This window comes from Luteibacter sp. CQ10, from assembly GCF_040900725.1.
Taxonomy (GTDB): domain Bacteria; phylum Pseudomonadota; class Gammaproteobacteria; order Xanthomonadales; family Rhodanobacteraceae; genus Luteibacter.
In genome coordinates this window covers 1,767,016-1,790,285 of the sequence record NZ_JAEUYM010000001.1, presented here as the reverse complement: position 1 = coordinate 1,790,285, position 23,270 = coordinate 1,767,016, and the positions used below count along the sequence as shown (strand labels likewise).

Sequence of the window (23,270 nt, the reverse complement as noted above, 5' to 3'; positions counted from 1 at the left end):
TTCGCTGGACGATATTTCGCTGGTGAAGTATCAGGCTAGCAAGCGGCATGGCGTAGGGCAAGTGTCCACCGGTCGCACGGCGCCGTGCTCCTGCCTGCGCAGGAGCGGTATCCGCTTTCATCTTGCCGTCCGTCTTCCCTGCGCAGGCAGGAACCCGGGTCTCAGTCGCCGAGGGAAAACAGCGCCTCGGCATTCCGTGTGGTGGTCCCGGCGATTTCGTCGATCGTCGTGCTCCGTAACGCAGCGACGGTCTCCAACACGTCCACCATGAATGCCGGCTCATTGCGTTCACCGCGATGATGCGCGCATGGCTGATCGGGTGAATCGGTCTCCAGCAGCAATCGCTCCAGCGGCATGGAGGCGACCACGCGGCGAATGCGCTGCGCTCTGTCGTAGGTGACCGGCCCGCCGATACCGATGTGGAAACCCAGGTCGAACAGCTGTCGCGCCTGCTCCTCGCTGCCGGAATAGCTGTGAATCACGCCGCGCAGGCCGCCGACCCGTCGCAACGTGTGGATGGTTTCCTCGAAGGCGCGGCGCGCGTGCACGATCACCGGCAGATCGTGCTCCTTCGCTACACGCAGTTGTCGCTCGAATACCTCGCGCTGGCGCGCCGCATCCAGGCCCTCCACGTAGAAGTCCAGGCCGATTTCACCGACGGCCACCGCCGCATGCCCGTCCAGCCACGAGGGCAGCTCTTCGAGGTGGGCGTCCGCGTGGCTAGCCGTCCACAGGGGGTGTAGCCCGTACGCCGGAAAAACGCCTTCACGTGACTTGCACAGCCGTTCGATGGCCTCCCAGTTGCCGCGATCGGTGGCGGGCACGATCCAGCGACGCACGCCGGCCGTCGCGGCGCGCTCGAACATGAGCGGGCGATCGGCGTCGAAGCTGTCGTCGTCGAGGTGGGCGTGGGTGTCTACGAGGTCCGGCATGCGTTCAGGGCGTGGATGGCGTGTGGATGGTCAGTCTAAGGCGTCGTTCAGTTTAGCGATTGTCAAATGGCACCGAGGCGACTTCCTTCGAAAGATGGGCGATTGCGCCATCGGGGGTCGCGGACTTCGTTAGGAGACTAGGGTTATGAGCAGGTTGAAGATTTCCGTCCTGAACGCCGGTTTGGGTGCGGCCTTGGTGTTAAGCCTTTCCGCCTGCAATCGCGATGCGAATGCCGACGTGGCCGCCGGCGGTAATGGCCCGGCCTCGGCGTCCGTGCCCGCCGGTCCGAAATACGGCCGCGTGGTCAGTGTCGAGCCCGTGCGTGAAACCACGTCCACGGCGCCGCAGCGCGAATGCCACGACGAGGTCGTGACCCGCCGCGCACCGGTCAAGGACCAGCACCAGATCGCCGGTACGGCCATCGGCGCCATCGCCGGTGGCTTGCTCGGCAACCAGGTCGGCGGCGGCAAGGGCCGCACGCTCGCCACCGTGGCGGGTGCCGTCGGTGGCGGCTATGCCGGTCACGAAATCCAGGAGCGCCGCCAGGAGACCAACACGGTAACCAGCACCGTGCGCAAGTGCGATTCCGTGCCCGGAAAGAGCAGCGACAGGATCGTCGCCTACGACGTGCGCTACGAATACAACGGCGTGACCCGCACCACCCGCATGGACCACGACCCGGGCGACCGCGTGGAAGTGCAGGAAGGCGTGAGCGTCGTTTCCGATTCCCGCTGATCCAGCATCATTCCATCGAGGACGTCACCATGCACAACTTCGTCCAGAAAGCGGGCATCGTCGCCGCCGCGCTCGCCACCCTGTCGCTCACGGCGTGTTACGAGGAGCCGCGCCGCGTGTACCGGGAAGATCGCGTGGTCTATTCCGGCCCGCCGCGCGGGTGCCAGCAATGCGGAACCGTTGAAGACGTCGAACAGGTCTACACGCAACGCGATTCCTCTCCGCTGGGCGCGGTGATCGGCGCGGTGGCGGGCGGACTGCTCGGCAATACCATCGGCAAGGGTGACGGTCGTTCGGCCGCGACCGTCGGCGGCGCGGTCGCCGGCGGCTTCGTCGGCAACGCGGTGGGTAAGCGTAACGGCGACGAGGCGGCGTTCCGCGTTCGCATCCGGCTCGACGACGGGCGCTGGGCTACCGTTACGCAGCGCGAGGATCCGCAGTTGCGGCGTGGCGATTACGTCGAGGTGCGGGGTGATCGCGTGTATCGTCGTTGATTTGGCGGTATAGGTGTCCAAAAGAAAAGCCCGCTGACGCGGGCTTTTCTTTTGGAGGCGGGGCGGCGGTGTCGCGAAAACCGGCCACGAGGCGCTGGGTTCCTGCGTGCGCAGGAACGACGTGAGGTCATATCGGATAACGTCGAACGCTTATAGCCTGTCGTTCCTGTGGGCGCGGGAATACAGCGCCTTGCGCTTCGATTTTAGCTTCGGTTCCCGGTCGACTTTTTCGAAGGCAAAAAAAAGACCCTCGTCCGAGGGCCCCTTTTCCCGGGAATCGCAAGCTGCCCGCCTCGATTCCTTTTCCCCGCACGTTTTGGCGCTTCGTCAGTTGACGGCGTAGAACGCGTGGTCACCGATCTTGCGAACCACGCGGCTGCTCGACCACGCGGGCGAGACGGCGACGGTGGCGAAATGATCGGCCTGCGGCACGTAAACCAGGCGTTCGCCCTTGGGCAGGCTCCAGTTGTTGATGGAGTCGCCGGCGATCTTCCAGGCCTTGGTCCATGCGACGAGATCGTTGACTTCGAAATCCTTCGGCGTGGTGGTGATGGCGAATTGGCGCGGCGCGGAAACGACGTCGCAGATGTTGCTGCCGCCCATGCGTCGGTCGCGACGGCGAAGGGCGACTTCCGCCACGGCGTACTGGCCGATGGTGGGTTCGCTGCGTGCCTCGAGGTATACCGTCGTCGCCAGGCACGTCTGGTCGGCGAGGTGGCTTGGAAGGACGGACGCCATCCAGAGCAATGCGGAAAGTTTCATGTGTATCTGCCTCCAACGAGCTTTTCCGTCACTTGCGGCCTTGGAAAGAGCCATGGGAGACGTATGAGCGGTAGACGGGCGGGCAGGCCGTTACTACCTGGACCAACCGATGGCATTCACTGGGATTCGTTGAAGTGAATGGCTCGGGCGTCACACACTGTGACTGAACCAGACGGACGTCCGCATCCGTCGGTATGGGGTTGCACCGAAAGGGAGCGGCTCGCGCTGCGGCGGCTCCGTCGGCTGACGGCGCGCCGGCCTGGGGAAGCCGCGCGCTGCTTGATTCTCCGGCCTCTGCCGGGTCGCGCCAGAACCGTCATCGTCGACGGTTCGTCGCGTATGTGACCTTGGTGAAACACCATGGACACGAAAAGTGGATCGGCGGAGCCTAGTGGCGCATCACCTTTTGCGCAAGTGTAGGCACAGCTCGGTTCAGGCTCCGCTCACACGCGTTCAGGAACGCATTTTTACGAACGTGTCGCGAAATTACGCGGCGAACGTGGACAAAACGTGTAGACGGATACCTTCGTTTTCAACAGTGTCCGCCTGCGACAATGCGTCGTCGAGTACGACCAACGACGTAAGCTTAGATGCAGAGGTGTTGTGCATCAGTACGATGCCCGCATCGCGGCCGTCGATGCGCAACGATTGGCCTTCGCGCAGTGGCGCGTCGGATTCGACGACGCGCAGATGACGCTTGTGTCCGCCCAGGAAGTGCAATCGCGCGGCGATTTCCTGACCCGGGAAACAGCCCTTGTCGAACGCCACCGCACCGAGGCGTTCCATCGAGAGTGCGGGCGGAAGCAATTCGTTCAGAGCCTCGTCGGGAAGCCATGCATATCCCTTGTGCACGTGGCGAGCGACCCATGCATCCGCATCGTCCCGCCGACCGACGTGGATCGATGCGTCACCTTCGCCGAAGACGAACGTGCCATCGTCGAGCGTGCGTGCGTGCCCGTCGTCGTATGCGTCGCCGTCGGCCACGTGCGATGCGCCAAGAACGGTCACCGTCACCTTGGAGCGGAAGACGAAGCGCTTCAGATCGTTCGCCAGCGCTTCGCCATCACCACCGCGCGGCAGGACCAGCAGGCCGTCGTCGACGCGGGCCACCTGGAGCAGGGCACGCACCCGGCCCTTGGGGTCGAGCCAGCCGCTCCACTGCCATCGGCCCGTCGCCAGCGAGAGCACATCGCTGGTGAGCTGGGCGTGGGCGAAGCCGGCCGCGTCGGGACCGGCGAGGAGGATGGGGCGAGTGGTACGGCTGGACATGGGCGGGCGCGATCCGGGGCAGGGGAGTAAGATATACGGTCGCGCCAAGGCCAAGCCAAGGCCGGCGGCTGAGCCGAAGGTTGTGCTGCGATGGCACAGGTATTACGCTTTTAGGGCTTTATAACCATGTCCGACCATCCCTCCGAACCCGAAAACGCGAACGATTCCGCTCCGGCGAAACCGCTCGTACCGCCGGTCGTCCCCACGAACGGCGAACCAGGGGTCGAGAAAGCGCCATTGGACCCCACGCGTTACGGCGACTGGGAAAAGAACGGACGCTGCATCGACTTCTGACCGGAAGGCGACGAGGGAGCGGTTGGGCATCGTAGCGATTCCAATCCAGGATAGCCGCCATGGCACAAACGGGACGACCGCTTTCACCGCATCTGCAGGTCTACAAATGGCAAGTGCAGATGCTTACCTCCATCCTGCATCGTGCCACCGGCATCATCCTCGCCGTCGGTAGCCTGATCATCGTCTGGGGGCTCGCGTCCCTCGCCGCCGGTGAAGAAGCCTTCGCCACGTTCACCGCCTGCGCCGCCAGCCCCCTGGGCATGATCGTGCTGATCGGGTGGACGCTCGCCTTCTTCTATCATCTCGCCAACGGTATCCGCCACCTGGTGCAGGATACCGGCAAGGGCTACGCGATCACGTCGTTCGTGCGCTCCAGCTGGGTCTCGATCATCGCCGCCATCGTGCTGACCGTGCTGGTGTGGGGCTATGTGCTCGCCGGAGGCCACGCATGAGCAAGGATCTGCGCAACCCGCTCGCCCGGGCCCGCGGCCTCGGCTCGGCCAAAGACGGCGTCGGACACTGGATGCTCCAGCGCGTCACCGCCGTGGCCCTGGTGTTTCTCACCGTCTGGCTCCTCTGCACCATCCTGAGCCTGCTGCACGCCGATTACGCCACGGCCCGCGCCACGCTGATGAAGCCCTGGAACGCGGTGCTGCTGATCGCCTTCGTGGTCACGATGTTCCGGCATGCCGTGATCGGCCTGCAGGTGATCATCGAAGACTACGTCCATACGCGCTGGGTCGAAGTGACCTCGCTCATCGTCATCAAGTTCATCGCCGTACTCGCCGCGCTCACTGGCGTGCTGGCGGTGGTGCGCGTCGCGCTCGGAAGCTGATCCATGGAAGCCTACAAGGTTCAACAACACAAATACGACGTGATCGTGGTCGGCGCCGGCGGCGCGGGCCTGCGCGCCACCTTCGGCCTGGCCGAGAAGGGCCTCAAGGCCGCGTGCATCACCAAGGTGTTCCCGACCCGCTCGCATACCGTGGCGGCGCAGGGCGGCATCTCGGCGGCGCTCGGCAACATGGGCGAAGACGACTGGCGCTTCCACTTCTACGACACGATCAAGGGCTCCGACTGGCTCGGTGACCAGGACGCCATCGAGTACATGTGCCGCGAGGCCATCCCGGCCATCATCGAACTCGAGCACTACGGCGTGCCGTTCTCGCGCACCGAAGAGGGCAAGATCTACCAGCGCCCGTTCGGCGGCATGACCACGCACTACGGCAAGGGCACCGCCCAGCGCACCTGCGCGGCGGCCGACCGCACCGGCCATGCGATCCTGCACACCCTCTACCAGCAGGCGCTGGCGCACGACGCCACCTTCTTCATCGAATACTTCGCCATCGACCTCGTCTTCGAGGACGGCAAGTGCGTGGGCGTGCTCGCCCTCGACATGAACGAAGGCACCCTGCACCTGTTCCGCGGCCACGCCGTGGTGATGGCCACCGGCGGCTACGGTCGCGCCTACTTCAGCGCCACCTCGGCGCACACCTGCACGGGCGACGGTGGCGGCATGGTGCTGCGCGCCGGCCTGCCGCTGCAGGACATGGAGTTCGTGCAGTTCCACCCCACAGGCATCTACGGCGCCGGCTGCCTCATCACCGAGGGTGTGCGTGGCGAGGGCGGTTACCTCACCAACTCCGAGGGCGAGCGCTTCATGGAGCGCTACGCGCCGAACGCGAAAGACCTCGCCTCGCGCGACGTCGTAAGCCGCGCGATGACCATCGAAATCCGCGAAGGTCGTGGCGTGGGCCCGAACAAGGACCACATCCACCTCAACCTGATGCACCTCGGCCCCGAGGTGATCCACGAGCGCCTGCCGGGCATCGCGGAGTCGGCGCGCATCTTCGCGGGCGTGGACGTCACGAAGGAGCCGATCCCGGTTCTTCCGACCGTTCACTACAACATGGGCGGCATCCCCACCAACTATCACGGCGAAGTAGTCACCAAGCGCGACGACGATCCGGATTCGGTGGTGCCGGGCCTGTTCGCCATCGGCGAGGCCGCTTGCGTGTCCGTACACGGCGCGAACCGCCTCGGTTCGAACTCGCTGCTCGACCTGGTGGTGTTCGGTCGTGCCGTGGCCAACCGCTGCGCCGAGATCGTCAAGCCGGGTATGCCGCACAAGGATCTCCCGGCCAACGCGCTCGACAAGGTGCTGGGCCGCTTCGACGCCCTGCGCAACGCGAACGGCAGCCTGCCGACCGCGCAGATCCGCGCCGAAATGCAGAAGACCATGCAGGACGACGCGGCGGTGTTTCGCACCGGCGAGTCGCTGAAGGACGGCTCGCGGAAGATTTCCGAGGTGTACACGAAGTTCAAGGACGTGAAGGTCTCCGACCGTTCGCTGGTCTGGAACTCCGACCTGATCGAAACCCTCGAACTGTCGAACCTCCTCGCCCAGGCCGTGGCGACCATGCATTCGGCCGAACAGCGTCCGGAAAGCCGTGGCGCGCATGCCCGCGAGGATTTCCCCGACCGCGACGACCACGACTGGCAGAAGCACACGCTGGTGTGGATCGATCCCGAGGGCAAGTCCAGCTTCGATTTCCGTCCGGTGCACATGTACACCCTGACGGACGACGTCGAAGTCGTGCCGCCGAAGAAGCGCGTTTACTGATACCGGACCGGAGAGGCAATCGTGGCAGAGTTCACGCTACCCAAGAATTCCCAGATCACGGCCGGCAAGCATTTTCCGGCGAAGGGCGCGAAGAACGTGCGCACCTTCAAGATCTACCGCTGGACGCCGGACGACGGCCAGAACCCGCGTACCGACACCTACGAGGTCGACCTCGATACGTGCGGTCCGATGGTTCTCGACGCCCTGCTGAAGATCAAGAACGAGATCGACTCGACGCTTACGCTGCGCCGCTCGTGCCGTGAGGGCATCTGTGGGTCGTGCGCGATGAACATCGATGGCACCAACACGCTGGCCTGTACCAAGGCCATCGCGGACTGCAGCACCAAGTCCGTCAACATCTACCCGCTGCCGCACATGCCGGTGGTGAAGGACCTGGTGCCCGACCTCACGCACTTCTATGCGCAGTTCGCCTCGATCAAGCCGTGGATGCGCACGCAGAGCCCGGCGCCGGCCGACAAGGAGCGTCTGCAGTCGCCGGAAGACCGCAAGAAGCTCGACGGTCTCTACGAGTGCATCCTCTGCGCCTGCTGCTCCACGTCGTGCCCGAGCTACTGGTGGAACGGCGATCGTTACCTCGGCCCGGCCATCCTGCTCCAGGCCTACCGCTGGATCGTCGACAGCCGCGACGAGGACACGGGCAACCGCCTCGACGACCTGGAAGATCCGTTCAAGCTCTATCGCTGCCACACCATCATGAACTGCGCCCGCACCTGCCCGAAGGGACTGAACCCGGCCAAGGCGATCGCGGAGATCAAGAAGCTGATCGTGCAGCGTCGCGGTTGATCCGACCTTCCGGCCTCATCCTGCTCGGCAGGAGCCGCTTAAGCGGCTCCTACCGAGCAAGAGCCGGAACCCCACCTCGATGGAAGAAGCCCGCCTCAAACGCCTGCGCTGGCGTACCCGCCGCGGTACGCGCGAGCTCGATCGCCTGTTCGGCTGGTGGCTCGACGAGCGTTTCGCCCACGTCGACGAATCGGCGCGACTGGCATTCGATGAGCTGCTCGACGTCCAAGATCCCGATCTTTGGGATTGGGTGATGGGCCATGCCCGCGCCCCGCGCGACGACTGGCAGGTCATCATCGATGAGATCCGCTCGAGGCATCACCTTTGAAACCCGGCCGCCGGTCGCGCTGATCCATCTTCTGAGGTTCGTCGTAGGTGCCGGCGCCATGGCGCCGCTGTTCTCCGCCTGGCCCTGGTACGCGGGTTGGCCCCTCTCGATGGCGTTGGCCGCGCACGGGCTGGTTCGGATCGGGCGGCTCGTCAGGGGGCCGTTGGCGGTGGCCGAATGGGCTTCCGATGGTGTCTGGCTGGTGATCGACCGGCATGGCGAGGCATTTCCGGCCGAACTCGACGGCTTTCGCGTGGTCGGTACCTGGGTGCTGCTGAGGCTGCGTTGGGAAAACGGACGATGCCCGGTCTTCCTTTGCGAAGACAACGCCCATCCCGACGACCTGCGGGTGCTGCGGGTCCGGCTCGCCGGCCGTTCCGGCGCGACCTTGCCGTAGGCCCCGGCATCGGGCACTCTGCCGCGCGGTGACCGTCTTTCGTGGCGGCTCCCCCTTCACAAGGCTTTCCGACAGGTATGTTCAGACCCCTCGAGCTTTTCGTCGGCCTCCGGTACACGCGGGCCAAGCGACGCAACCAGTTCATTTCGTTCATTTCGACGGTGTCGATCGTCTGCATCGCGATCAGCGTGACCGCGCTCATCACGGTGATGTCGGTGATGAACGGCTTCGACGCCGAGCTGCGCACGCGCATCCTCGGTGCCGTGTCGCACGTGACCGTGTCCGGCATCGACGAGACCGTGCAGGACTGGCAGAAAGCCGTTGCCACGGCGAAAGGCATCGGCCACGTGAAGGGGGCCGCGCCCTACGTGGAAATCCAGGCCTTCCTGCAGGCCCGGCGCTCCAGCGGCGCGCTCATCCGCGGCGTGGTGCCGTCGATGGAGCCTGACGTGTCCGACCTCGACAAGCACATGGTCGAGGGCAAGATGACCGACCTCACCGACCGCAGCTGGAACATCGTGCTCGGCCGTGAGCTGGCCCTGACGCTCGGCGTGCAGAAGGGCGACAAGGTGACGGTGGTGGTGCCCCAATTCACGGCCACGCCGATGGGCGCGGTACCCAAGCTGCGCAGCTTTACGGTCAGCGGCATTTTCGAACTGGGCATGCAGGAATACGACGCCAACCTGGCGCTGATTTCGATGCCCGACGCCGAGCGTCTCAACGGATTCGACGGCCCCACGGGCATCCGTCTGAAGCTGGACGACATGCGCGAGGCCTTTCCGGTGGCGCAGGAACTGGTCAACAAGCTGGGCCAGTCGTACCGCGTGGAAACCTGGATGGATACCCACGCCAACTTCTTCCGTGCCATCGACATGGAGAAGAAGGTGATGTTCATCATCCTGTCGCTGATCATCCTCGTCGCGGTGATCAACCTGATTTCGATGCTGATGATGCTGGTGACCGACAAGCAGGCCGATATCGCCATCCTGCGCACGCTCGGCTCCACGCCGCGCAGCATCATGGGCATGTTCATGGTGCAGGGTGTCCTGGTGGGCGTCGTCGGCATCGGTTTCGGCGTGGCCCTTGGCGCCTTGCTCTCGTACAACCTGCCGGCCCTGGTGAAGTGGATCGAGCACGTCACCGGGCAGACTTTCCTGTCGCCCGACGTCTATTACATCAGCGAGTTGCCGAGCCAGTTGCTCTGGTCGGACGTGGGCTGGGTGGTGCTGGTCACTTTCGCCTTCTCCCTGCTCGCCACGCTCTATCCGGCATGGCGTGCCTCGCGCACGCAGCCCGCCCAGGCGCTTCGTTATGAATGATTCCAACGGCATCGTGCTGCGCGCCACGGGCGTCGCCAAGGTCTACGAAGAAGGCGACCTTCGCACGGGCGTGCTTTCCAACGTGAACTTCAGCCTGCGCAAGGGCGAGACGCTGTCCATCGTGGGAGCATCGGGCTCGGGCAAGTCCACCTTGCTGCACATCATCGGCGGCCTCGATACGCTCAGCGCCGGGTCGGTCGAAGTGAACGGACGCGTGCTGTCGGAACTGTCCGACGCCGAGCGCGGCCGGGAGCGCAACCGTTCGCTCGGTTTCATCTACCAGTTCCACCACCTGCTGCCGGAATTCACGGCGCTGGAGAACGTCTGCATGCCGCTGCTGATCCGCGGCGTGTCGATCTCGCAGGCGCAGAAGGAGGCCACGGCCCTGCTCGAGCGCGTGGGACTGGGGTCGCGCCTGCGCCATCGCCCGGCGGAGATGTCCGGCGGTGAGCGTCAGCGTTGCGCGGTGGCGCGTGCCCTGGTGACACGACCGGCCTGCGTGCTGGGCGACGAGCCGACCGGTAACCTCGACGAGGCCAATGCGGCCCACGTCTACGAACTGATGCTCGAGCTCAACCGCGAAATCGGCACGAGTTTCGTGCTGGTCACGCACGATTCGCGATTGGCGGGGCGGATGGACCGGACGCTCGAACTGCATAACGGTGAGTTGCACGAGCGGTAGGCTCGTCGCACCGGCGCAGGCCGGTGCGACGCCCGCTTGGGAAGCGTGGTCTAGATCGAGCGTCCCACCACACGCTGCGCCGCCAGGCGGCCCGCCGCGTTGGCCAGCGCCACCACCGCATAGTTATGCCCATCGCGCGACCAGTAATCGGCGAGCAGGCCATCCTGCTCGCGCTGTCCACGCGGCAACATGTGACGCACCGGACCGGGCGGCCGCACGTAGAAGCTCACCGTATGCCCGTTGCCGTCGTCGTAGAGCAGCATGGCCGCCGGGCCCTGGCTGGTGGCGAAAAGCCGTCCGCCCATCGGACGGAAACCGGCGTCGGCCAGATCGGGAAGGTGAACGTCGGGGTCCACGCGACCGGCCACCCACGAGCGCAGGTCGCCCTCGTTGCCGGTCGTGATGTCCATGCCCAGGCCATGATCCACGGCAAGCAAGCGATAGGCCTCCATGGCATCGGCCATGGGCTGGCTGTCGCCGGCGCCCATGCCGCGGGCCGCCCAGCCCGCCACGCCACCCACGGCCAGGCACAGGACGAGCGCGGCGGCCATGGCCAGGCGCGCGACGCGCCTGTGTCGTTTCCGCGCGCGCACCAGGGCGGGGTCGAGGGTGGCCGAGGGCGCCATGTCGCCGGCGAGCAGGGCTCGCAACTGCTGGGCATCCTGTCGCCACGCCAGCACCTCTGCCTCCCGTTCCGGATGTCGCGCCAGGTAGCGTTCGACCTCGCCACGGGCCGGCCCATCGAGATGGCCGTCGACGTAGGCGTGGATGTCGTGCTCGTTGGGTGGGGTCTGGGTCATTTCAGGAGCCGGAGGGCAGGGGATTCGGGAACGTGCCCTTCACCCAACTGGCGGAGGGCGCGGCGCGCGCGGGAAAGCCGGGACATGACGGTACCGATGGGCACTTGCAGGACGTCGGCCACTTCCTGGTAACTCATGCCCTCGACGGTCACCCACAGCAGCAGGCTGCGCTGTTCCACCGGGAGCGAGGCGAAAGCGGCCAGGGTGGAATGGGCCACGGCCACGCGTTCCGCCGACGGCCAGGTGGGTTCTTCCTCCTGGGCCAGGGAGCCGAGGATGCGGGCGTAGAAACCGGCCCGGCGTTTGCCGTCGAGGTAAATCCGGTACAAGATCGCGAACAGCCAGGCACGCAGGCTTTCAGCCTCGCGGCGCGTCGACCATCGGGAGAGGGCCCGTTCCACCGTCGATTGCACGAGATCGTCCGCGGCATTCGGGTCGCGGGCCAGCCAAAGGGCAAAGCGCCGCAATCGCGGAAGCAGGGCGCGCAGGGCTTCGTCGATGTGTGGGTCGGTCATGGCCTGGCCTCATGCCTGAGCGTGTCGCACGGACGTACGACGATTGGCGAGGCTGATTATTCCTCCGCGAGGGAATAAAAGTCGTGGACGTGCGTCCCACCCTGTAAACCTCGATCCCGAGGACGGAGACATACCACCATGCGCGACACTCCCTCGAAGCGGCCACCAAACCCGATCGGGCGCTGGGCCTTGATCCTCGCCGCCGTGGCGGGCTCGGCGGCCGCTTTTGGCTACGTCGGCGGCTGGCTGGCCCCGGGCCGGCTGAGCCCCGCGAAGATGATCGATACCCTCCAGGCCAATAGCGGCGGTGCCCATCCGGGTTACCGGCGCAACCACGCCAAGGGTATTTGCGTGGCCGGTTATTTCGAGTCCAACGGCGCCCTCGCGCCGTATTCGTCGTCGCCCCTGTTCGGCCCGGGCCGTACGCCGTTCGTCGGCCGCTTCGCCATCCCCGGCGGCAACCCGTACGCGCCCGACAGCTCGGTGCCGATCCGGAGCTTCGCCCTGCGCTTCGACCTCGCCGACGGCGAACAGTGGCGCACGGGCATGAACGCGATGCCGGTCTTTCCGGTTTCCACGCCCGAAGCGTTCTACGAACAGCAGGTGGCGAGTCGGCCCGACCCGGCCACGGGCAAGCCCGATCCGGAGCGCATGAAGGCGTTCTTCGCCTCGCATCCGGAGACCACCGCCTTCCTCGCCTGGGTAAAGACCGCCAAGCCTTCGCCGAGCTTCGCCACCGAAACCTATAACAGCATCAACGCCTTCTACCTGCGCGACGCGCAAGGCGAGCGGCGGGCGGTGCGCTGGAAAGTCGTGCCCGATGCCGCCTCTCCCGGCACCGCACCGGCTGAGGGGGAGAAGAATTACCTCGATGCCGATCTCGGCAACCGGCTCGCGTCCGGCCCGCTGCGCTGGCACATGATCATGACCTTCGCGGCGGACGGCGATCCGGTGGACGACGCCGCCAGCGTCTGGCCCGACGGCCGCAAGGAGGTCGATGCCGGCACGGTGGTGGTCGCCAGCGTGACGCCGCAGGACAGCGGTGCCTGCCGCGACGTGAACTACGACCCGACCGTGCTGCCGCGTGGCATCGAGGTGTCGAACGATCCGCTACTCGCCGCCCGGTCGGCCGCCTATGCGGACTCCTACCTGAGGCGGACCTCCGAAGAGGGCCATCTGCCGGGAACGGCATCTAAGAAGGAGGCTTCCCGATGAACGGCCAGACGATGTTTCACCCGTTCGCCCGCGTGCTGCATTGGTTGATGGCCATCATGATCCTCGCGATGCTGTTCATCGGCGCGGGGATGGTCAGTACGCTGTCCGAGAAACACACGTGGCTGGTCAACCTCCACAAGCCGCTGGGCATGGCCGTCTTCGTGCTGGCCCTAATACGCCTCGGCTTTCGTCTCACCCACCGCGCACCGCCGTTGCCGGCCGATCTGCCGGCGTGGCAGAAGCTGGCCGCGCATGCCTCGCACTGGATGCTCTACGCGCTGATGCTGGCCATGCCCCTGATCGGCTGGGGCATGCTTTCGGCGGGCGGTTATCCGGTGGTACTCGGTGGCGGCGTGCGCCTGCCGTCGATCCTGCCGGCCGATCCGGCGCTGTTCGCGTGGTTGCGCGAGTCGCACCGTTACCTCGCCTGGCTGTTCTTCCTGACCTTCCTGGCCCACATGGGCGCGGCGCTGATGCACGGCCTCATCCGCCAGGACGGCGTGCTGCGCAGCATGACCGGCGGCCGTCGGCGCTAGCGAGCAGGCGCGCATGCCCGGCACAATGCGGGCATGCGCATCCCCCTGATCGCCCTAGTCGTCCTGCTGGCCGGATACCGTTCGCTCGGTTATTACGCGCATGTCGCGCATGGCCAGGCGTCGTTGATCGTGCATCGTCGTTCCATCGAGGCGGTGGTGGACGATCCGAAGACACCCGACGCCACGCGACGCCGCCTCGCGCTCGCCGCCGAGGCGCGCCGCTTCGCTTCGAGCGCGCTGGGCCTGCCCGGGAACCGCAGCTACACCTACTACGTGCAGCTGGACCGACCATGGGTGGCCTGGAACGTCTTCGCGACGCCCGAACTGTCGGTGGCGGCGGTGCAGCACTGTTTTCCGATCGCCGGATGCGTGGCCTATCGCGGGTATTTCCGCGAAGACCTCGCCCGGCGCGAGGCCGAGCGGGAGCGGGCGCTGGGTCATGACGTGTCGATCGGTGAGGTGCCGGCCTATTCCACGCTGGGATGGTTCGCCGACCCCGTGCTCAGCAGCATGCTGCGCTGGGACGACGACACCCTGGTCGGCACGATCTTCCACGAGCTGGCGCATCAGAAGATCTACGTGAAGAACGATTCGTCGTTCAACGAGTCGTACGCCACCTTCGTGGAGAACGAAGGCGTGCGGCAGTGGCGGCGGTCGCGCGGCCTGGCGGCGCCGGACGAGAAAGGCGATCGACTGGAGCACGGCTTCACCGCGCAGGTCCTGGCCCTGCGCGACAGGCTGAAGGCGATCTACGCGCAGCCCTGGGGCGACGACGCGAAGCGGGTCGCCAAGGCCGAGGAGTTCGAGGACTTTCGCGGACGGTACCTGGCATGGCGCGACGGCGAGGCAGGCGGCGATCGCCGGTACGACCGATGGATGGCGCAGCCGTTGAACAACGCGCGGTTGTTGCCGTTCGGTCTCTACGATACGTGGGTGCCGTCGTTCGCGGCGTTGTTCGACGGGGTGGGGCGTGAGTGGCCTTCGTTCTATGCGGCGGTGGCGCGCTTGGCGGCGTTGTCGCCGACTGATCGGACACGTGAACTCGAGCGACTGAAGCACGATTGATTCGCCGATACGATCGGCTCCCACCCTTCGGTAGCAGCCTTCCTACCGAAGGGTGGGAGCCGATCGTATCGGCGAAGGGCATGCCTCACGGCGTGATCTTGCGGCCGGCCATGTGCTTCAGGTACGCCACCAGATCGTCCAGGTCCCGATCCGACAGTACCTTCGCATCGAATCCCGGCATCTTCGCCTGCGGCCAACGGCGCAGGTTCTGCGGATTGCGCACCAGCGTGCGGAGCATGTCCTCGCGGAGGTATTCCGTGGGATTGTGCGGAATGTTCAGGTCCGGTCCCAGTTTCGCGTCGCCCTGGCCGTTGAGCGTGTGGCATGTGATGCAGTTGCGCTGGAAGACCGCGAAGCCACGCACGGGCGCGGCCCCCGGCGGCAGGGTCGCGTCGGGACGCATGGCGGGAAAACGTTGGGCCGGATCCTGCAACACCTTCACCGACGCCACTTGGTAAGGCCATTGCTCGGGTCCGACATGCCCCTTGGACGGATTCAACCAGACCAAGTAGAACGGCCCCGCGCTCGGCTTGCCGTCGCCCAGCGGCGGCCACCGCGCACCGTCGGGTTCCACGGCGAGCCAGGCTTGCGCGCCTTGCCCATCGAGGATGAGGGCGGCCGGGATCTCGGCGGCGAAGCCATCCAGCGCCGTGAACTGCAGATGCGCATCGGGAGGCACGCCGTCCAGCAGGGCCTTCATCGGTACGGCCCGATAGGTTCGTTCCGCGTGATAGGACACGTCGCCGGGCACGCGGATGTCCCGCGCATCGGGGCGGGCGAGTAACTGGGCCGTCGTCCACGGGCGGGCGCCGTGCCCCGTATCGATCGTGAGGGTGGCCGCGTGCGCCAGACCGGCGAAACACAGCGACAGCAGCAGGGCAATGACCGAACGCACGGATGACCTCTTCCTGGCGGGCGACGGAATGTCGCGTTACCCTCGAATTATGGCCTTGCCGCCCTCACGTGGGCAGTTCGACCCGATCACGGATTCCCGCATGGCCGACACTTCCGTTCCCGAGTTCTTCGAGCGCTTCCCGATGACCCGCATCGACTGCGCCGGGCTCGACGCCGATCTCGCGGCCGATGACGATCGCCTCGTCATCCTGTTCCTCTGGGGACGCGACTGTCCCAATTGCGATATCGCCAAGCGGCAGATCCTGCTGAGCGCCGAGCGCTTCCGGCGCGACGACGTGCGTTGGCTGCACGACAACGTCTACGACGATCCGGCCATGGCCACCCGCTTCGGCCTGCACGGCATTCCCGCGTTCTTCCTTTTCCATCGCGGCCGCAAGCTGGGCCGCATCACGTCATGGCCCGGCACCGACCGATTCCTCGAGGCGGTGGACAAGCAGGCGGCACTGACCGGAGCCCACGCATGATCGTCAGCTCGCTGCTCGACACCGATCTCTACAAGTTCACGATGATGCAGGTGGTGCTGCATCAATATCCCGCCGCGCACGTGGAATACCGTTTCCGCTGCCGCACGCCGGGCGTGAACCTCGTGCCGCTCATCGGCCGCATCCGCGAGGAGATCGATGCGCTGTGTTCGCTGCGCTTCACGCAAAGCGAACTGGACTACCTGCGCGGCCTGCGTTTCATCGACAGCGATTTCGTCGACTTCCTGGGTTTGTTCCAGCTCAACGCCAAGTACGTCACGGTGAAGCCCGCCGACGCGCCGGGCGAGATCGAACTGGTCATCGCCGGCCCCTGGCTGCACACGATCCTGTTCGAGGTGCCGTTGCTGGCCATCGTCAACGAACTGTACTTCGCCAGCACGTATCCGGATGTCGACCTCGACGAGGGCAGGGTGAGGCTCCGGGCGAAGATCGAACTCCTGCGCGACACGCCGGGTTACGACAAGGTCCGCGTGGCCGATTACGGCACGCGTCGGCGATTCTCGCGTGCCTGGCACGAGGAGGCCCTCGGCATCATGAAGGCCGGCTGGGGTTCGCAGCTGGCCGGCACGAGCAACGTCTGGTTCGCGATGCGCCAGGGCCTCGTCCCCATCGGGAGCATGGCCCACGAATACTTGCAGGCCTTCCAGTCGCTCGGGCCGCGCCTGCGCGATTCGCAGACCGCCGCGCTCGAGGCCTGGGCCCGCGAATACCGCGGCGACCTGGGTATCGCGCTATCCGACGTCTACGGCATGGACGCCTTCCTGCGCGACTTCGACATGTATTTCTGCAAGCTCTTCGACGGTGCGCGCCACGACTCGGGCGATCCGTTCGACTGGGGCGATCGCATGCTGAAGCATTACGAAGCCAATCGCGTCGACCCGCGCACGAAGATCCTGGTGTTCAGCGACGGGCTCACCATCCCGAGGGTGATGGAGTTGTACAAGCATTTCGAGGGACGCTGCGTTCTCTCGTTCGGCGTGGGCACCAACCTCACCAACGACGTGGGGCCGTCGCCGCTCAACATCGTGATCAAGATGACCCGCTGCAACGGCCAGCCGGTGGCGAAGCTGTCGGATTCGCCGGGGAAGAGCATGTGCGACGATCGCGAGTATGTGGCGTACTTGAGAAGGGTGTTCGATTTGCCTGCGGTGGCCTGAAAGCCCGCGGTAACCTGGAATCGCCGATACGATCGGCTCCCACCCCTTTGGTAGAAAGCTCGCTACCGAAGGGGTGGGAGCCGATCGTATCGGCCAATGGGGGTATCAGAACGCCGGAATCACCGCGCCGCCATACGTCTTCTCGATGAACGCCTTCACCTCCGGCGAGGTGAGGGCCTTCGCCAGCTTCTGCACGCGCGGGTCGTCCTTGTCGTCCGGACGCGCCACCAGCGAATTCACGTACGGCGACTCCTTGTCCTCGATCAGCAGGGCGTCCTTGATCGGGTTGAGCTTGGCCGCCAGGGCGTAGTTGGTGTTGATGAGGGCGAGGTCCACTTCGTCGAGTACACGCGGCAACATCGCGGCTTCCAGCTCGCGGAATTTCAGGTTCTTGGGATTGGCCGCGATGTCCTTCAGCGTGGCGAGGCGATCGTTCGGATTCTTCAGCTCGATCAGGTGATGCTGGGCGAGCAGCAGCAGCGCGCGGCTATTGTTGCTGGGGTCGTTGGGGATCACCACGTTCGCGCCGTCGGGCAACTGGTCGATGGCGGTGTACTTGCGCGAATAGGCGCCGAACGGCTCGATGTGCACGCCGATCACCTTCACCAGGTCGGTGCCGCGCTCCTTGTTGAAGGCGGCGAGGTAGGGGTCGGATTCGAAGAAGTTGGCGTCGATCTGCTTCTGCGCCACCTGCAGGTTGGGCTGCACGTAATCGGTGAACACCTTGATCTGGAGATCCACGCCTTCCTTCGCCAGCAGCGGCTTGATCTCCTTCAGGATCTCGGCGTGCGGCACGGGCGTGGCGGCCACGGTGAGGGTGGCCATGCCGCCGTCGGCCTTGCTGCCGTCCCCGCCGTTCGAACAGCCGGCCACGAGCAGGGCGAGGGCGGCGGCGAGGGGCAGGAGGTAGTTCTTCATGGCGGGCGCGTCCGATCGTATGCTGCGGTGCGTCAGCATAGACGTCCATACGTCCGGATGCAAAAGTCCCGGGAGGCGGCGTTCAGCGTCGGCTGTAACGGGCCACCAGGCGGTCGCCGAGCATCTGCAGCACCTGTACGAGTACGACCAGCAGTACCACGGTGACCAGCATGTAGTCCGACTTGTAGCCGTTGTAACCGTACTGGTAGGCGAGGGCGCCCAGGCCGCCCGCGCCGACGATGCCGCCCATGGCGGTATAGCCCACGAGGGCGACGGTGGTGACGGTGGTGGCCGCGATCAGGCCGGGCCGGGCCTCGGGCAGCAACACCCGCGAGACGATCTGCCAGGTGGTGGCGCCCATGGCCTGGCTGGCCTCGATGACGCCACGGTCGACCTCGCGCAGGGCGCTTTCCACCAGTCGCGCGAAGAACGGGGCGGCACCGATCACCAGGGGCACGATGGCGCCGCGGATGCCGATGCTCACGCCCGTGATGGCCTTGGTGAGCGGAATCAGCAGGATCATCAGGATGATGAAGGGGATGGAACGAAGCACGTTCACCACCACCGACAGCACGCCGTAGAGTCCCGGCCGGGCGTGTTGCTGGCCGCGGGCGGTGAGGAACAGCCACACGCCCAGCGGCAGCCCGAGCACCAGCGTGAACGCCAGCGAGCCGCCGAGCATCACGAGGGTGTCGAGGCAGGCCTGGGCGATCTCGGCCCAGTCGATATTGGGAAACAGGGTCTGCATGAAGCTCATCGGGCCATTTCCTCGACATCGACGCCGGCGGCGCGTATCTGGACGAGCGCGTCGTCGAGGCGCTCGCCCTGCATGGCCAGGGTGAGCTGGCCGTAGGGGGTGTCCTTGATGCGGTCGACGCGGCCGGACAGCAGGTTGTATTCCACGCCGGTGTCGCGCACCACCCGCGAAAGCAGCGGCGAATAGGTGGCGTCGCCGCGGAAGGACAGGCGGAACAGGCGGCCGGGCACGCCGGGGTAGTCGGGGCCCTTGCCTTCGCGATGATCGGCCTCGGCGACGAAGCGTCGCGTGGTGGGGTGGCGCGGATGCAGGAAGACGTCGGTGACGGCGCCCAGTTCCACGACCTTGCCGGCGTCGAGTACCGCCACGCGATCGCAGACGCGGCGGATCACGTCCATCTCATGGGTGATCAGCACGATGGTGAGGCCCAGCCGGCGATTGATGTCGGCCAGCAGTTCCAGCACCGACGCGGTCGTCTGCGGGTCGAGCGCGCTGGTGGCTTCGTCGCAGAGGAGGATCGACGGCTTGCTGGCCAGGGCGCGCGCGATGCCGACACGCTGCTTCTGGCCGCCCGAGAGCTGGGCCGGATACTTGCGCGCGTGATCGGACAGGCCGACGAGGGCGAGCAGTTCGCTCACGCGCGCACCGATGGCGGCCTCATCCATGTCGCCGTGTAGGCGCAGCGGGAAGGCCACGTTGTCGGCCACCGTGCGTGAAGCGAGCAGGTTGAAGTGCTGGAAGATCATGCCGATGCCCGCGCGCAGGCGGCGTAGCTCCGCGCCCTGGGCGTGCGTGACGTCGCGTCCGTCGATCAGCACCTGGCCGGAGGTGGGGCGTTCAAGCAGGTTGATCAGCCGCAGCAGGGTCGATTTGCCCGCCCCCGAATGGCCGATGATGCCGAACACCTCGCCACGCGCGATCTCGAGGTCGACCGGATGCAGGGCGGGCACGGCCGAGCCGTTGACGCGATAGGACTTGGAGGCTGCGGCGAAGCGGATCACGGAGGGCGTCTTCCGGCCGGAAAAGGCATCCATGGTATCCGAAGCGGACGCACGCACGGGCGAGTCCGGCGTAGACTGCGCGCACTCCCGCCACGCACGAGGCTGCCCGTGACCAGCATCTACGACTTCTCCGCCCGCGACATCGACGGCAACGAGCGCTCGCTCGCCGAATTCCGCGACAAGGTGCTGCTGGTGGTGAACGTGGCATCCAAGTGCGGTTTCACGCCCCAGTACAAGGGCCTGGAAGACCTCCAGCGGACGTACGGGGCCCAGGGTTTCGAGGTGCTGGGGTTTCCCTGCGACCAGTTCGGCCACCAGGAGCCGGGCGACGAGGCCGAGATCCGGAATTTCTGTTCGACCACCTATGACGTCAGCTTCCCGATGTTCGCCAAGATCGACGTGAACGGCGACCGCGCGCATCCGCTCTATCGCTGGCTGAAGTCGAGCAAGAAAGGCCTGCTCGGCACCGAGGGGATCAAGTGGAACTTCACCAAGTTCCTGATCGACCGTCGCGGCGAGGTGGTGGAACGTTACGCGCCGACGGATACGCCGGAGAAGATCGGCAAGGATCTTCCGAAAGTGCTCGGCTGAGAGCTTCGCCGATACGATCGGCTCCCACCCCTTCGGTAGCGGGCTTCCTGGCCGGGGGCATGCCTTGCGAGCTTCGCGGACACGGTCCGCTCCCACCCACCGGTAGCAGGCTCACCTACCGAAGGGGTGGGAGCCGATCGCATCGGCGAATGCTACCCCTTAGGTAGCGGGCTTCCCGGCTGAAGGCATGCTTCGGGAGCTTCGCGGACACGGTCCGCTCCCACCCTTCGGTAACAGGCTCACCTACCGAAGGGGTGGGAGCCGATCGTATCGGCGAATGCTACGGAGCGTCAGAGAATCGAGTTAGCCTCGGCCAGCATCACGGCGATGGCATCCACCTCCGCCGACACCGGTGCCGCGCTCGACGGCGCCCGATAGTTGTTCAACACGATCGCGAAGGCCAACCGTTGCCCCGAGCGCGTGGTGACGTAGCCCGCCAACGCATTGACGAAACTCATGCTGCCGGTCTTCGCCTGCACGTTCCCGGCGGCAGCCGTGCCGCGCATGCGACGGGCGAGCGTGCCGTCCACCCCGGCCACCGGCAGGAGATCGCGCCAGCCGGCAACGCCGTCCATCCCCACGAGCAGGTGCGTCAGCGCGGCGGCCGTGGTGAGGTCGTGCCGCGAAAGCCCCGTGCCTTCGACGAGGGTGGCCGACGACGGACCGATGCCCTTGGTGGCCAGCCAGTCGGCGAGCGCGGCGGCCGCGCGGTCTTCCGTATGCGATTCGCCGCCTTCCGCCGCCAGCCCGGTAAGCAGGAAGACGCTCTGCAGGTAGAGATTCTGCGAACGCTTCAGGCCGGAACGCAGTATCTCGGCGAGCGTCGGCGAGGGGAGGGAGGCGATCGTCTCGCCCGTCGGCGCGGGTACCGGCCAGTGCACGCTGCGGGCTTCGCCGTTCACGCGAATGCCGTCGCGTTCCAGCGCGGACTGCAGGCGGCGCGCGGCGGTGAGCGCGGGGTCGGGTAGCGACAGGCGCTGGCGACCGGTGACGTTACCCAGCAGGTGAACCGTGGCGCTGCCCGGCTCGCGGTAAAGCTCCGCCGTGGCGGCCGCCTGGGGCGCTACCGAGATGGCCGCGTCTTCCGGTGACAGTTCGACGCCCGACGTTCCGATGTCGATCGTCATCGTGTTTTCGTCGACGACGAGCGCACCGGTGGCGGCACCGTAGGCGTGGGAAAGATCGTCCACCTCCCAGCCGTTGCCCTGCGGTGGCCCGGCGAACGCCGTGTCGTCGCCGACGATGCCGCCGTCGATGCGGTGGATGCCGCGTGCCTTGACCTGGCTGGCGAGCGTGTCGGCCCATGCGGTGCCGGAAAGCGTGGCGTCGCCGCGGCCACGGAGCACCAGCGGGCCGCGCAGGCGCCCGCGTTTCACCTCGCCCGCGGCGATGACGTCGGTGTGCGTACGGTAGCCGGCCCCCAGCCGGTCGAGCGCGAATGCGGCGGTGTAGAGCTTGGCGGTGGACGCGGGCAGGAGCAGGCGACCGGCATCGTGCTCGTAGACGACGTGGCCGTCGTCGAGGGAGACCACGGCGATGCCCCAGGAGGCGGATGCGAAGCGCGGTTGGGCGAGGTGGGCGTCGATGCGCTGGGCGAGGGTGTCGGCGTGCGCAGGGAGGGCGAACGCCAACCATCCCAGCAGCAACCCTCGGAGCCGACGTCGTCGGCGCGCTCCGCGGGATTCGCGGACACGGTCCGCTCCCACCCCTCCGGTAGCACCCCTTCCGAAGACTTCCAGCGCTTTGGCGGGAAGGATCCCGGGCACTCCTGAATCCTCGATAGCAAGACGTCCGGACACGTTGATACCGAAGGGCGGAGCGACGGGAATCAAGCCAGCCACGAGGGTTGGATTTTCGAAAGGAAGGCCGAAAGGCCATCCTGGCCCTCGGCGGATACCCGAAGCCGCGCGATTAACGCGGCATTTTCGGCATCCACCGTTTCCATCGCCGCCTCGGTCATGCCGCCCATGCCCAAGGCGAGCTTTTTCGCTTCGCCCTGCGCGAGGGGGCCGCCCTTGCCCAGCAGGTCGAGCACGTCGTCCACCGCGGCATCCAGCCCATCGGCCGGCACCACCTCGTGCACCAACCCCATCGACTGCGCGGCGGGCGCGGTGAACACCTCGCCCGTGACGAACAACCGCCGCGCCTGGCGCAGGCCGATGGCGGCGATGACGTAGGGCGAGATCACCGCGGGTACGAGCCCGAGCTTCACCTCCGATAGCGCGAACTTGGCGCCCTCGGCGGCCACGGCGATGTCGCAGCAGGCCACCAGGCCCACGCCGCCGCCGAAGGCGGCGCCTTTCACGCGCGCCACCGTCGGTTTCGAAAGAAATTGCAGGCGGCGCATCAGCCGGGCAAGACGCAACGAATCCTCGCGATTCTCCGACTCACCGGCATTCGCCATGCCGCGCATCCAATGAAGGTCGGCGCCGGCGGAGAAGCTGGCCCCGGCGCCGGTGAGCACCACGGCACGCACCGCGTCGTCACGATCCAGTTCGTCGATGGCGGCGGTGAGATCGGCGATCAGCGCGTCGTCGAACGCGTTGTGCACCTCGGGGCGGTTCATCGTGAGGCGGGCGACGGCACCCGAGCGGCTGATTTCGACGGCGGACATGCGGAAAGACTCCGGAAAACCAAAGTTCACGATCATAAACGGTGGATGCCGTCCGTCGGCCCAC

General features: G+C 66.3%; 28 protein-coding genes. 17 read left to right on the top strand and 11 right to left on the bottom strand.

Annotated elements, in window-relative coordinates; genetic code table 11:
• Positions 1–161 precede the first annotated feature (161 nt).
• The gene (locus JNG39_RS07920; protein ID WP_368310606.1) at positions 162–932 is read right to left on the bottom strand and encodes a TatD family hydrolase; all 771 of its coding nucleotides are present in this window, start codon (positions 930–932) and stop codon (positions 162–164) included.
• Positions 933–1,128: 196 nt separating this feature from the next.
• Here JNG39_RS07920 and JNG39_RS07915 point away from each other — a divergent pair, with 196 nt between their 5' ends.
• On the top strand, positions 1,129–1,668 hold the full coding sequence (locus tag JNG39_RS07915) for a glycine zipper 2TM domain-containing protein (protein WP_368310604.1): 540 nt from the start codon (positions 1,129–1,131) through the stop codon (positions 1,666–1,668).
• A 29-nt stretch (positions 1,669–1,697) separates the two neighbouring features.
• Positions 1,698–2,162 (top strand): glycine zipper 2TM domain-containing protein, encoded by a 465-nt coding sequence (locus tag JNG39_RS07910; protein WP_368310603.1) that lies wholly within the window; start codon positions 1,698–1,700, stop codon positions 2,160–2,162.
• Positions 2,163–2,489: 327 nt separating this feature from the next.
• Here the strand turns inward: JNG39_RS07910 and JNG39_RS07905 are convergent, their stop codons facing one another.
• Both JNG39_RS07905 and JNG39_RS07900 read right to left on the bottom strand, forming a co-directional pair.
• Positions 2,490–2,924, bottom strand: coding sequence for a cell wall hydrolase (locus JNG39_RS07905; protein ID WP_368310602.1), 435 nt, complete (start codon positions 2,922–2,924; stop codon positions 2,490–2,492).
• Between the two features lie 486 nt (positions 2,925–3,410).
• Positions 3,411–4,193: a folate-binding protein YgfZ gene (locus JNG39_RS07900; protein ID WP_368310601.1), complete on the bottom strand. Its 783-nt coding sequence runs from the start codon at positions 4,191–4,193 to the stop codon at positions 3,411–3,413.
• 126 nt (positions 4,194–4,319) lie between these two features.
• Here JNG39_RS07900 and JNG39_RS07895 point away from each other — a divergent pair, with 126 nt between their 5' ends.
• The 9 genes from JNG39_RS07895 to lolD all read left to right on the top strand — a co-directional run bounded on the left by JNG39_RS07895 (position 4,320) and on the right by lolD (position 10,640).
• On the top strand, positions 4,320–4,487 hold the full coding sequence (locus tag JNG39_RS07895; RefSeq protein ID WP_368310600.1) for a DUF1674 domain-containing protein: 168 nt from the start codon (positions 4,320–4,322) through the stop codon (positions 4,485–4,487).
• Between the two features lie 59 nt (positions 4,488–4,546).
• Complete coding sequence (sdhC, locus tag JNG39_RS07890) at positions 4,547–4,939, top strand: succinate dehydrogenase, cytochrome b556 subunit (protein WP_368310599.1); 393 nt, start codon at positions 4,547–4,549, stop codon at positions 4,937–4,939.
• On the top strand, positions 4,936–5,322 hold the full coding sequence (gene sdhD / locus JNG39_RS07885) for a succinate dehydrogenase, hydrophobic membrane anchor protein (protein ID WP_247366907.1): 387 nt from the start codon (positions 4,936–4,938) through the stop codon (positions 5,320–5,322). Before sdhC ends, sdhD begins: the two co-directional genes overlap by 4 nt.
• 3 nt (positions 5,323–5,325) lie before the next feature.
• The gene (gene sdhA / locus JNG39_RS07880) at positions 5,326–7,110 is read left to right on the top strand and encodes a succinate dehydrogenase flavoprotein subunit (RefSeq protein WP_368310598.1); all 1,785 of its coding nucleotides are present in this window, start codon (positions 5,326–5,328) and stop codon (positions 7,108–7,110) included.
• 21 nt (positions 7,111–7,131) lie between these two features.
• Positions 7,132–7,914 carry a succinate dehydrogenase iron-sulfur subunit gene (locus JNG39_RS07875; RefSeq protein WP_368310597.1) on the top strand — a complete coding sequence of 261 codons (783 nt, stop codon included), beginning with the start codon at positions 7,132–7,134 and terminating at the stop codon, positions 7,912–7,914.
• Between the two features lie 79 nt (positions 7,915–7,993).
• Complete coding sequence (locus tag JNG39_RS07870) at positions 7,994–8,242, top strand: succinate dehydrogenase assembly factor 2 (protein ID WP_368310596.1); 249 nt, start codon at positions 7,994–7,996, stop codon at positions 8,240–8,242.
• 58 nt (positions 8,243–8,300) lie between these two features.
• On the top strand, positions 8,301–8,639 hold the full coding sequence (locus JNG39_RS07865; protein WP_368310595.1) for a hypothetical protein: 339 nt from the start codon (positions 8,301–8,303) through the stop codon (positions 8,637–8,639).
• Between the two features lie 77 nt (positions 8,640–8,716).
• Entirely contained in the window at positions 8,717–9,958 is a 1,242-nt protein-coding gene (locus JNG39_RS07860; protein WP_368310594.1) for a lipoprotein-releasing ABC transporter permease subunit, read from the top strand.
• Positions 9,951–10,640, top strand: a complete 690-nt coding sequence (gene lolD / locus JNG39_RS07855; protein WP_368310593.1) for a lipoprotein-releasing ABC transporter ATP-binding protein LolD — start codon at positions 9,951–9,953, stop codon at positions 10,638–10,640. Before JNG39_RS07860 ends, lolD begins: the two co-directional genes overlap by 8 nt.
• A gap of 50 nt (positions 10,641–10,690) precedes the next feature.
• On the opposite strand, the gene JNG39_RS07850 is transcribed toward lolD, so the two are convergent.
• The gene (locus tag JNG39_RS07850) at positions 10,691–11,440 is read right to left on the bottom strand and encodes an anti-sigma factor (RefSeq protein WP_368310592.1); all 750 of its coding nucleotides are present in this window, start codon (positions 11,438–11,440) and stop codon (positions 10,691–10,693) included.
• A complete protein-coding gene (locus JNG39_RS07845; RefSeq protein WP_368310591.1) occupies positions 11,437–11,955 on the bottom strand; it encodes a sigma-70 family RNA polymerase sigma factor in 519 nt (172 codons plus the stop codon). Before JNG39_RS07845 ends, JNG39_RS07850 begins: the two co-directional genes overlap by 4 nt.
• Positions 11,956–12,093: 138 nt before the next feature.
• Here JNG39_RS07845 and JNG39_RS07840 point away from each other — a divergent pair, with 138 nt between their 5' ends.
• The 3 genes from JNG39_RS07840 to JNG39_RS07830 are packed head-to-tail and all read left to right on the top strand — an operon-like array spanning position 12,094 to position 14,771.
• Positions 12,094–13,170 (top strand): catalase family peroxidase, encoded by a 1,077-nt coding sequence (locus JNG39_RS07840; RefSeq protein ID WP_368310590.1) that lies wholly within the window; start codon positions 12,094–12,096, stop codon positions 13,168–13,170.
• On the top strand, positions 13,167–13,706 hold the full coding sequence (locus JNG39_RS07835; RefSeq protein ID WP_368310589.1) for a cytochrome b: 540 nt from the start codon (positions 13,167–13,169) through the stop codon (positions 13,704–13,706). The genes JNG39_RS07840 and JNG39_RS07835 overlap by 4 nt, the downstream gene beginning before the upstream one ends.
• A gap of 33 nt (positions 13,707–13,739) precedes the next feature.
• Positions 13,740–14,771 (top strand): aminopeptidase, encoded by a 1,032-nt coding sequence (locus tag JNG39_RS07830; RefSeq protein ID WP_368310588.1) that lies wholly within the window; start codon positions 13,740–13,742, stop codon positions 14,769–14,771.
• A gap of 85 nt (positions 14,772–14,856) precedes the next feature.
• On the opposite strand, the gene JNG39_RS07825 is transcribed toward JNG39_RS07830, so the two are convergent.
• Positions 14,857–15,666: a c-type cytochrome gene (locus JNG39_RS07825; protein ID WP_368310587.1), complete on the bottom strand. Its 810-nt coding sequence runs from the start codon at positions 15,664–15,666 to the stop codon at positions 14,857–14,859.
• A gap of 100 nt (positions 15,667–15,766) precedes the next feature.
• On the opposite strand from JNG39_RS07825, the gene JNG39_RS07820 reads away from it, so the two are divergent.
• On the top strand, positions 15,767–16,150 hold the full coding sequence (locus tag JNG39_RS07820; protein ID WP_368310586.1) for a thioredoxin family protein: 384 nt from the start codon (positions 15,767–15,769) through the stop codon (positions 16,148–16,150).
• The gene (gene pncB, locus JNG39_RS07815) at positions 16,147–17,325 is read left to right on the top strand and encodes a nicotinate phosphoribosyltransferase (RefSeq protein WP_368310585.1); all 1,179 of its coding nucleotides are present in this window, start codon (positions 16,147–16,149) and stop codon (positions 17,323–17,325) included. The genes JNG39_RS07820 and pncB overlap by 4 nt, the downstream gene beginning before the upstream one ends.
• 105 nt (positions 17,326–17,430) lie before the next feature.
• On the opposite strand, the gene JNG39_RS07810 is transcribed toward pncB, so the two are convergent.
• From JNG39_RS07810 to JNG39_RS07800, 3 genes are all read right to left on the bottom strand, one after another.
• The gene (locus tag JNG39_RS07810; protein WP_368310584.1) at positions 17,431–18,243 is read right to left on the bottom strand and encodes a MetQ/NlpA family ABC transporter substrate-binding protein; all 813 of its coding nucleotides are present in this window, start codon (positions 18,241–18,243) and stop codon (positions 17,431–17,433) included.
• Between the two features lie 82 nt (positions 18,244–18,325).
• Positions 18,326–19,000, bottom strand: coding sequence for a methionine ABC transporter permease (locus JNG39_RS07805; protein ID WP_368310583.1), 675 nt, complete (start codon positions 18,998–19,000; stop codon positions 18,326–18,328).
• Positions 18,997–20,001, bottom strand: a complete 1,005-nt coding sequence (locus tag JNG39_RS07800; protein WP_368310582.1) for a methionine ABC transporter ATP-binding protein — start codon at positions 19,999–20,001, stop codon at positions 18,997–18,999. The genes JNG39_RS07805 and JNG39_RS07800 overlap by 4 nt, the downstream gene beginning before the upstream one ends.
• A 108-nt stretch (positions 20,002–20,109) precedes the next feature.
• Between JNG39_RS07800 and JNG39_RS07795 the strand changes: the two genes are divergently transcribed.
• Positions 20,110–20,592: a glutathione peroxidase gene (locus JNG39_RS07795; RefSeq protein WP_368310581.1), complete on the top strand. Its 483-nt coding sequence runs from the start codon at positions 20,110–20,112 to the stop codon at positions 20,590–20,592.
• Between the two features lie 290 nt (positions 20,593–20,882).
• Here the strand turns inward: JNG39_RS07795 and dacB are convergent, their stop codons facing one another.
• Positions 20,883–22,223 (bottom strand): D-alanyl-D-alanine carboxypeptidase/D-alanyl-D-alanine-endopeptidase, encoded by a 1,341-nt coding sequence (gene dacB / locus JNG39_RS07790; RefSeq protein ID WP_368310580.1) that lies wholly within the window; start codon positions 22,221–22,223, stop codon positions 20,883–20,885.
• A gap of 197 nt (positions 22,224–22,420) precedes the next feature.
• Positions 22,421–23,206, bottom strand: a complete 786-nt coding sequence (locus JNG39_RS07785; protein ID WP_368310579.1) for an enoyl-CoA hydratase-related protein — start codon at positions 23,204–23,206, stop codon at positions 22,421–22,423.
• Positions 23,207–23,270 lie beyond the last annotated feature (64 nt).

What these genes read in the sequence shown, in the direction of transcription:
- JNG39_RS07820 (WP_368310586.1), top strand. Translation starts at nt 15,767, where the DNA reads ATGGCCGACACTTCCGTTCCCGAGTTCTTCGAGCGCTTCCCGATGACC.
- lolD (WP_368310593.1), top strand. Translation starts at nt 9,951, where the DNA reads ATGAATGATTCCAACGGCATCGTGCTGCGCGCCACGGGCGTCGCCAAG.
- JNG39_RS07785 (WP_368310579.1), bottom strand. Translation starts at nt 23,206, where the DNA reads ATGTCCGCCGTCGAAATCAGCCGCTCGGGTGCCGTCGCCCGCCTCACG.
- JNG39_RS07905 (WP_368310602.1), bottom strand. Translation starts at nt 2,924, where the DNA reads ATGAAACTTTCCGCATTGCTCTGGATGGCGTCCGTCCTTCCAAGCCAC.
- sdhA (WP_368310598.1), top strand. Translation starts at nt 5,326, where the DNA reads ATGGAAGCCTACAAGGTTCAACAACACAAATACGACGTGATCGTGGTC.
- JNG39_RS07920 (WP_368310606.1), bottom strand. Translation starts at nt 932, where the DNA reads ATGCCGGACCTCGTAGACACCCACGCCCACCTCGACGACGACAGCTTC.
- JNG39_RS07830 (WP_368310588.1), top strand. Translation starts at nt 13,740, where the DNA reads ATGCGCATCCCCCTGATCGCCCTAGTCGTCCTGCTGGCCGGATACCGT.
- JNG39_RS07840 (WP_368310590.1), top strand. Translation starts at nt 12,094, where the DNA reads ATGCGCGACACTCCCTCGAAGCGGCCACCAAACCCGATCGGGCGCTGG.
- JNG39_RS07870 (WP_368310596.1), top strand. Translation starts at nt 7,994, where the DNA reads ATGGAAGAAGCCCGCCTCAAACGCCTGCGCTGGCGTACCCGCCGCGGT.
- JNG39_RS07865 (WP_368310595.1), top strand. Translation starts at nt 8,301, where the DNA reads ATGGCGCCGCTGTTCTCCGCCTGGCCCTGGTACGCGGGTTGGCCCCTC.
- sdhC (WP_368310599.1), top strand. Translation starts at nt 4,547, where the DNA reads ATGGCACAAACGGGACGACCGCTTTCACCGCATCTGCAGGTCTACAAA.
- JNG39_RS07860 (WP_368310594.1), top strand. Translation starts at nt 8,717, where the DNA reads ATGTTCAGACCCCTCGAGCTTTTCGTCGGCCTCCGGTACACGCGGGCC.
- JNG39_RS07910 (WP_368310603.1), top strand. Translation starts at nt 1,698, where the DNA reads ATGCACAACTTCGTCCAGAAAGCGGGCATCGTCGCCGCCGCGCTCGCC.
- JNG39_RS07845 (WP_368310591.1), bottom strand. Translation starts at nt 11,955, where the DNA reads ATGACCGACCCACACATCGACGAAGCCCTGCGCGCCCTGCTTCCGCGA.
- JNG39_RS07850 (WP_368310592.1), bottom strand. Translation starts at nt 11,440, where the DNA reads ATGACCCAGACCCCACCCAACGAGCACGACATCCACGCCTACGTCGAC.
- JNG39_RS07900 (WP_368310601.1), bottom strand. Translation starts at nt 4,193, where the DNA reads ATGTCCAGCCGTACCACTCGCCCCATCCTCCTCGCCGGTCCCGACGCG.
- sdhD (WP_247366907.1), top strand. Translation starts at nt 4,936, where the DNA reads ATGAGCAAGGATCTGCGCAACCCGCTCGCCCGGGCCCGCGGCCTCGGC.
- JNG39_RS07810 (WP_368310584.1), bottom strand. Translation starts at nt 18,243, where the DNA reads ATGAAGAACTACCTCCTGCCCCTCGCCGCCGCCCTCGCCCTGCTCGTG.
- pncB (WP_368310585.1), top strand. Translation starts at nt 16,147, where the DNA reads ATGATCGTCAGCTCGCTGCTCGACACCGATCTCTACAAGTTCACGATG.
- JNG39_RS07805 (WP_368310583.1), bottom strand. Translation starts at nt 19,000, where the DNA reads ATGAGCTTCATGCAGACCCTGTTTCCCAATATCGACTGGGCCGAGATC.
- JNG39_RS07895 (WP_368310600.1), top strand. Translation starts at nt 4,320, where the DNA reads ATGTCCGACCATCCCTCCGAACCCGAAAACGCGAACGATTCCGCTCCG.
- JNG39_RS07835 (WP_368310589.1), top strand. Translation starts at nt 13,167, where the DNA reads ATGAACGGCCAGACGATGTTTCACCCGTTCGCCCGCGTGCTGCATTGG.